Raw genomic sequence first — 6,763 nt, forward strand, 5'->3', positions numbered from 1 at the left:
CCTCAGACACGGCGCCGCGCGGCACGGAGATCGATACGACGGTCGTCTCTGGGTCGGACACCAGCGTGGAGCCTGCTGGCAGTTCCACCCCGCCAGCCGTGATCTTCTCGCCCTCTTGCATGTCCTCGATCGTGACCTCGAGGTACTCGGGGATGTGCGTGGCCTCTGACTCAATCGACAGCGTGGTGTGTTCCGTCACGGCAACGGTGCCGGGGAACGGGTCACCCAACACGTGCACTGGCACGTCCACGGTGACCTTCTCACCCTTGCGGACAATCAGCAGGTCGACGTGCTCGATGGTGCGCTTCACGGCGTGGCGTTGCACGTCCTTGGTGAGCACCAACTGCTTCTCGCCATCCCACTCGACGGTGATCAGGGCGTTCGAGTGCTTGAGGGCCATCATCGTCTCGTGGCCCGGCAGCAGCACGTGCAGCGGGTCCGACCCGTGACCGTAGATGACGGCGGGAATCTGGTGCGCCATCCGGGCACGACGCGCGGCGCCCTTGCCAAACTCGGTGCGCTTCTCGGCGGCAAGCTTCAACTTGTCAGGCATGGTTCTCCTCGGATCGGTCGAATACGGGCCCAGGCAAGGCAGGACGCACCGCATCCGCCGCGTCGATCACGCCAGCCGTGCTGCTTGCCAGCCTCGCCGAGGAACCGGAACAGTCTACTGCCTCCCCCGGTCGGCGCGCGACCAGCCCTAGACCGGGTCATTGTCCGTCGCTACCGTGGGCTCATGAAGGTTCCGTTGCTCTCGGCTTCTGGACTGCGCCGCAAGAGTGCGGGCGCGGCACTGATCGTGGCGCTGTCTGTCGCTGTGGCCGCTTGTTCGGGCGGAAACTCGGCCGATCCGTCCCCCAGCGCGACTCCCTCCGCATCGGCGGCTCCGTCCGCGAGCCCGTCGGTCGCGCCACCGCCGCCACACGAGATCGTGTCCGGAGCCGATGTCGCCGTGCTGGAGCGACTCAACGCGCCCACCACGGGCGAGACGTGGCACGAGCCGCGGGAGATCGCGAACCTGGGCCTCTTCTACTACCCGGCCTTCGATATCGAGGACACCTACCGCTATTTCGAGGTGGGCAACCTCGGCGCCGCTCGGCTCGTGGTGGCGACGACCGAGTACTTCGAGTTCTACTCCGGCGGATACGAGGTCTATGCCTTGTTCGTCGTCACCGATACGTCGGCCGCGATGATCACGTGCCCCTCGGCGCGCGGCAGCGACGCCTGCCTCGACTGGAGCGCCGACTGGGAGGAGCCGGGCCGGTACCTCGAGCCTTCCGTCGCGTTCGACACTCTCACTTACCCCGCGAACGTCGAGCCTTTGGCGGGTTGGGTCCTCCAGCCCGCGCGCCTGGCCACCACGAGCCATTCGACCAGCCTTCAGGCGTACGGAGACGCGAACGAGTTCCCCTCGATCGCGACCACGCCCGACGAGCGCGCGTTCTTGGGACGAGACACCCGCATCCTGCTCACAGCCCTGGGTGATTCGAACCTGGTGGAATTCCGGGCCGAGGGAGATGTGTCGGGCCTCACCGACTCCCGCTACGCGGTCGAGACGCCCTACGGCGCTGTGGTTCCGTCGGAGTCCGCGTTCTCGGCGGCATACTACGGCCAGGGCGCGGTCACGTGGACTGACGGAACGGACACCTTCACGCACCCAGATGCGTCTGGGAGCGGAGGCACGATGGAGTATCCCGTCCGTTCCGCGTCGCTTGCATGCTTCGGTCCTGACGAGACGATCGCCGACGCGTTTGACCCCTCCGAGTGGGAGGTCGCCGGCTCACACCGACTTGGCTTCGACGTCTACCTTCCCGTGGCGGGCGGCAACGACCTCGCGCAGGACGTGTGGCAGACGCTGCGCGATGCCTCGTGGGGCGAGGACATTGAGCCCTCACTCGCCTACCCGTTCGACACGTTCGATCAGTTCTTGACCGCCCGCTCGGTGTTGGCGTGGGAGCGGCCCGACGGCGAGTGGGTCATCGCGATCGACGGGTATGCGGGGCAGCGCGTCTACGAGTGCGCGTAGGCAACTCAACGCGGCGGGGCCAGAGGTCGCTAGACGTTCCCGTTGAACAGGCTCGTCACCGAGCCGTCGTCGAACACCTCGCGCACCGCGCGCGCAATGAGCGGCGCGATCGACAGCACTGTGAGCCGCTCAAAGCGCTTCTCGTCCGGAATCGGCAGCGTGTCGGTCACCACCACCTCGGAGATGCCCGAGTCCCGCAGTCGCTCTACGGCCGGTCCGGACAGCAGTCCGTGAGTCGAAGCCACAATCACGTCCTTTGCGCCGTTCTCAAACAGCGCGTTCGCGGCCTGGACGATCGTGCCACCGGTGTCGATCATGTCGTCTACCAGCACACACGTGCGTCCCTCGACCTCACCCACGAGTTCGTGAACCTTCACCTGGTTCGGCACTGACGGGTCGCGGCGCTTGTGAATGATGGCCAGCGGCGAGCCCAAGTGGTCCGACCATTGGTCGGCCAGGCGCACGCGACCAGCGTCGGGCGAGACGATCGTGAGGTTGTCTGGCGCTACCCGCGAGCGCACGTACTGCGCGAGCAGCGGCATGGCCCACAGGTGGTCGACGGGCCCATCAAAGAAGCCCTGGATCTGAGACGTGTGAAGGTCAACCGACATGATGCGGTCGGCGCCGGCCGTCTTGAACAAGTCAGCCATCAGGCGGGCTGAGATCGGCTCGCGGCCCTTGTGCTTCTTGTCTTGGCGCGCGTAGCCGTAGCACGGCATGATCACCGTGATGCGCTTGGTCGAGGCACGCTTCAACGCGTCCACCATGATGAGTTGCTCCATGATGGCCTCGTTGATGGGCGCCGCGTGGGACTGCAACACGAAGGCATCGGTACCGCGCACGGACTCACCAAAGCGCACGTACAACTCGCCGTTGGCGAACGTGTAGGCGGTAGTGGGGACTTGGTCGATACCCAGTTCCTGAGCGACGCTTTCCGCCAGTTCCGGGTGCGCTCGGCCACTCGTGAAGACCAGCCTGCGCTCACTCGTGTTCGAGATCACCGACATCATTGCTTACCCCGCTCGCTACCCGCGTCGTCCTGACTGAACGATATCGGTTCGGAGCGCCCCCGCGCGTCTGCACCGCCGGGTTGCTTCACCCTTGCAGCAGCCTCCGCCGATTCGGTGCCCGGGCGGTGCGAGGCGACCCAGCCCTCGATCACCTGTTGGGGGACGCTATTGCGTCCGAGCGCCCCAGAAGGGACGTCGCGGCGAATGATCGCGCCAGCGCCGGTGTACGCGCCGTCACCGATCGTGACCGGCGCAATGAGCGAGTTGTCTGAGCCGATGCGCACATGGTCGCCCACGGTGGTGTGGTTCTTGTTGACGCCGTCGTAGTTGACAAAGATGGTCGAGGCCCCAATGTTGGAGTGTTCGCCAATAGTCGCGTCCCCCACGTAGCTGAGGTGCGGCACCTTGGAGTGCGCGCCGATGTTCGCATTCTTGGTCTCCACGAAGGCGCCGATCTTGCCGCCGGCGCCCAGCACAGTTCCTGGGCGCAAGTAGGAAAACGGGCCGACTGTCGCGCCCTCACCGATGGTCGACGACGAGCCGTGCGTGCGGATCACGGTGGCGTCCTTGCCGATGGTCACGTCTGTGAGCGTCGAGTCGGGGCCAACGACGGCACCAGTGGCGACGGCGGTGGTGCCGTGCAACTGGGTTCCTGGAAGCACGGTTGAGTCTGGCTCAAGGGTGACCGTCACGTCGATCCAGGTGGTGGCGGGGTCGACGATCGTCACTCCGCTGCGCATCCACGCGTCGAGCACGGCGCGGTTGAGTGCCGCCCCCATGGCGGCCAACTGCACGCGGTCGTTGACGCCCTCGACCGCGCGCGGATCAGGTGCGACGAAGGCGCCTACCTGCTTGCCTGCCGCGCGGGCAATCGCGATCACGTCGGTGAGATACAACTCGCCCTGGGCGTTGTCGCGATCAAGGCCGCCGAGCACCTCGCGGAGTGTGGCCGCGTCAAACACATACAGGCCCGCGTTGATTTCTGTGATGGCCCGCTCATCCTGCGTCGCATCCTTGTGTTCGACGATGCGCGCCACCGCGCCATCCGCGTCGTGGACGATGCGCCCGTAACCCGTCGCGTCATCCACCCTGGCCGTCATGACGGTGACTGCCCGCCCCCCTGCCGTGTGGTCGGCGAGCATCGTCTCGAGCAACTGCGTGTCCACGAGCGGCACGTCGGCTGACGTCACCACGATCGGTCCGGTCGCCTGCATGGAGATGACGTCCTCACGTGCCAGACCCCGTGCGGCCGCTGCGGCCATCGCCGTCGCATCGAGCGCGGTCAGCCCGCACCACACGGCGCGGCCGGTGCCAGGGATGTCGTCTTGATCGGCCATGAGAGCGTCCGGCGCCGCCTCGTGGGCGTGCGCGGCCACCTCGTCGCGCGCGTGGCGCACCACCACCACAAGCCGTTCGGGATCGAGGCCCTGGGCCGCATCGATGGCGTGATGCAACAGTGAGCGTCCGCCGATGCAGTGCAACACCTTGGGCGTCGAGGACTTCATACGGGTGCCCTCACCCGCTGCGAGAATCATGACGGCGGCTGGTCGCGTGACGCTCACCGCACCCCCTTGTGTGGGACCGGGACCCCGTAGGGCTGACCGGGCCAGTCTAACCGCGCGAGTTCCGCCCCCAGGATTCGAACCTAGACCGCAAGGCTCCAAAGGCCTGCATGCTGCCATTACACTAGGGCGGAACAAGGAGCGAAACAGACTCCCGGCGAACCAGTGTGCCAGGAATCACGGCACACTAGGAACGTGACAGAGGAAGCGAAGCGCGTACCACGCGCCAGGATGACCGCCCGCCAGCGCCGTGAGCAGCTCGTGGGGGTTGCCAGATCGCTGTTTGCGGAGAAGGGTTTCGACGGCACCTCCGTGGAGGAGATCGCCTTGCGGGCCGACGTCTCCAAACCCGTGGTCTACGAGCACTTTGGCGGCAAGGAAGGTCTCTACGCCGTCATCGTCGACCGCGAGGTGGAGGCCCTACTGGGCGCCCTCACCGGCGCCTTGTCGAGCAGGGCTCATCCCCGTCAGCTGGTCGAGCGCGCCGCCCTTGCGCTCTTGGGCTACATCGAGGATTCGCCGGACGGCTTCCGGATTCTGGTGCGCGATTCGCCGGTGGCACAGGCCTCCGGCACCTTCTCCTCCCTCTTGGGCGACGTGTCCTCGCAAGTCGAGGGGCTGCTCGGCGAACAGTTCAGCCGCCGTGGCCTCGATCCCTTTGTCGCGCCCTTCTACGCGCAAATGCTCGTGGGGCAAGTGGCGCTCGCTGGTCAACACTGGGCCGAGGTGCGCGAGCCAGCCAAGAACGTGGTGGCGGCGCACCTGGTCAACCTCGCGTGGAACGGCCTGAGCGCCCTGGAACGCAATCCCGCCATGCCCGAGGCGAAAAGCTAGCGCGCGGGCCACACCAGAATGGAGCCAGTGAGCGAGGCGCAGGGAGACCTTCAGCCGGTGCTCCTGACGTATCCGCTGGAGGGCAGTTTCCGTGCCCGCAACAGCCCTGCGCGTCGGGTGCCGAGCCACGGCACTCACCTCATGGGCACCACCTTCGCGATTGACCTGATCCCCGTCGACGCTCGTGGGCGAGCGGCGCGCTGGAGTTGGAGGGCGGCGCTGGCAACCGAGCCGCCGGAGGGCTTCATCGGCTTTGGCGCGACGGTCTTCGCGCCCGCCACCGGCACCGTGGTGGTGGCGCACGACGGCGAGGCCGACCACGAGGCACGACGCTCGCAATTCTCCCTGGTCGCGTACATGGCGGGCCAAGCGGCTCGCGCACAACGCGGCGTGGGCGCGATCGCGGGCAACCACGTTGTCGTGGCGTTGGACGATGGCGGACCGTTCGTGCTCGTCGCTCACCTGCGCAATGGTTCGCAACTGGTCGAGGTGGGCGAGCGCGTCAAGGCCGGTCAGCCGATCGCCCAATGCGGCAATTCTGGGAACAGCACGCAACCGCATGTGCACGTCCAGGTGACCGACAGCATCGACTGGTCGCGAGCGCGGGGATTGCCTCTCGCGTTCGAGACGACTGACGGTGCGCAGTTGCCAGCAGAGTCACACATCGTCGTGGTGCCGCGGTCGGGGCCAGCCCAGGCCAGAGGGGATCGATTGCCCTAGATTCTGTGGTGAAGGCGCCAACGGGCGCCTCGTCTGGAGGACACCATGCTCAAGGGTTTCAAAGACTTCATCATGCGCGGCAATGTGGTTGACCTGGCGGTCGCCTTTGTCATCGGCGTTGCCTTCGCGGCCGTCGTCAACGCCGTCGTGGCGGGCCTCATCACGCCCCTTTTTGCCGCCATCTTCGGCGAGGCCTCGCTCGCGGGTGTGGGCAACTTCGAGATCAACGGAGCAGTGTTCAGCATCGGCCTGGTGCTCGATGCTGTGTTCCGCTTCATCGCCATCGCGGCCGCCGTCTACTTTGTGATCGTGATGCCGCTCAACAAGCTGGCCGCGCGTTCGCGCAAGGACGAGCCAGTGGGCGAGCCGGAGGGGCCCACTCAGATTGCGCTGCTCACGGAGATCCGCGACTCGCTCAAGAAGTAGGGCGGACGACGCTGGGGTCGCTACCGCTCCAGCAGGACGGCCCCTGTGGCGGGGCCGTTGGCGGTCACCACCACGTCGGCAACCCCTGCCGCCGTGATGGTGGCGCCCACCGCGAGCGCGTGTTGACGGGACCGCGCCAGGCCGGCGACCGTCGGCCCCGATCCCGACACGATCACTCCGAGCGC

Annotated in this window: 7 protein-coding genes and 1 tRNA gene; 4 read left to right on the forward strand and 4 right to left on the reverse strand. The window is 66.7% G+C overall.

Going from position 1 to position 6,763, the window contains the following annotated elements; genetic code table 11:
• On the reverse strand, positions 1-553 hold a 553-nt coding region (locus tag QZZ33_RS09335), incomplete at its 3' end, for a 50S ribosomal protein L25/general stress protein Ctc (protein WP_291379648.1).
• A 183-nt stretch (positions 554-736) separates the two neighbouring features.
• On the opposite strand from QZZ33_RS09335, the gene QZZ33_RS09340 reads away from it, so the two are divergent.
• Complete coding sequence (locus tag QZZ33_RS09340; RefSeq protein ID WP_291379649.1) at positions 737-2,026, forward strand: hypothetical protein; 1,290 nt, start codon at positions 737-739, stop codon at positions 2,024-2,026.
• A gap of 29 nt (positions 2,027-2,055) precedes the next feature.
• Here the strand turns inward: QZZ33_RS09340 and QZZ33_RS09345 are convergent, their stop codons facing one another.
• From QZZ33_RS09345 to QZZ33_RS09355, 3 genes are all read right to left on the reverse strand, one after another.
• Positions 2,056-3,036 (reverse strand): ribose-phosphate diphosphokinase, encoded by a 981-nt coding sequence (locus QZZ33_RS09345; RefSeq protein ID WP_291379650.1) that lies wholly within the window; start codon positions 3,034-3,036, stop codon positions 2,056-2,058.
• Positions 3,033-4,598, reverse strand: coding sequence for a bifunctional UDP-N-acetylglucosamine diphosphorylase/glucosamine-1-phosphate N-acetyltransferase GlmU (glmU, locus tag QZZ33_RS09350; RefSeq protein ID WP_291379651.1), 1,566 nt, complete (start codon positions 4,596-4,598; stop codon positions 3,033-3,035). Before glmU ends, QZZ33_RS09345 begins: the two co-directional genes overlap by 4 nt.
• 62 nt (positions 4,599-4,660) lie before the next feature.
• Positions 4,661-4,732: transfer RNA gene (locus tag QZZ33_RS09355), tRNA-Gln, on the reverse strand.
• A gap of 97 nt (positions 4,733-4,829) precedes the next feature.
• Between QZZ33_RS09355 and QZZ33_RS09360 the strand changes: the two genes are divergently transcribed.
• Genes QZZ33_RS09360 through mscL form a run of 3 tightly spaced genes read left to right on the forward strand, consistent with a single transcriptional unit; the run spans position 4,830 to position 6,578 of the window.
• Positions 4,830-5,432: a TetR/AcrR family transcriptional regulator gene (locus QZZ33_RS09360; RefSeq protein WP_291379654.1), complete on the forward strand. Its 603-nt coding sequence runs from the start codon at positions 4,830-4,832 to the stop codon at positions 5,430-5,432.
• A gap of 27 nt (positions 5,433-5,459) precedes the next feature.
• Positions 5,460-6,152: a M23 family metallopeptidase gene (locus tag QZZ33_RS09365; RefSeq protein ID WP_291379652.1), complete on the forward strand. Its 693-nt coding sequence runs from the start codon at positions 5,460-5,462 to the stop codon at positions 6,150-6,152.
• Between the two features lie 45 nt (positions 6,153-6,197).
• A complete protein-coding gene (mscL, locus tag QZZ33_RS09370) occupies positions 6,198-6,578 on the forward strand; it encodes a large conductance mechanosensitive channel protein MscL (RefSeq protein ID WP_291379653.1) in 381 nt (126 codons plus the stop codon).
• Positions 6,579-6,763: the final 185 nt, after the last annotated feature.

The organism is Demequina sp., from assembly GCF_016278775.1.
Lineage (GTDB): Bacteria > Actinomycetota > Actinomycetes > Actinomycetales > Demequinaceae > Demequina.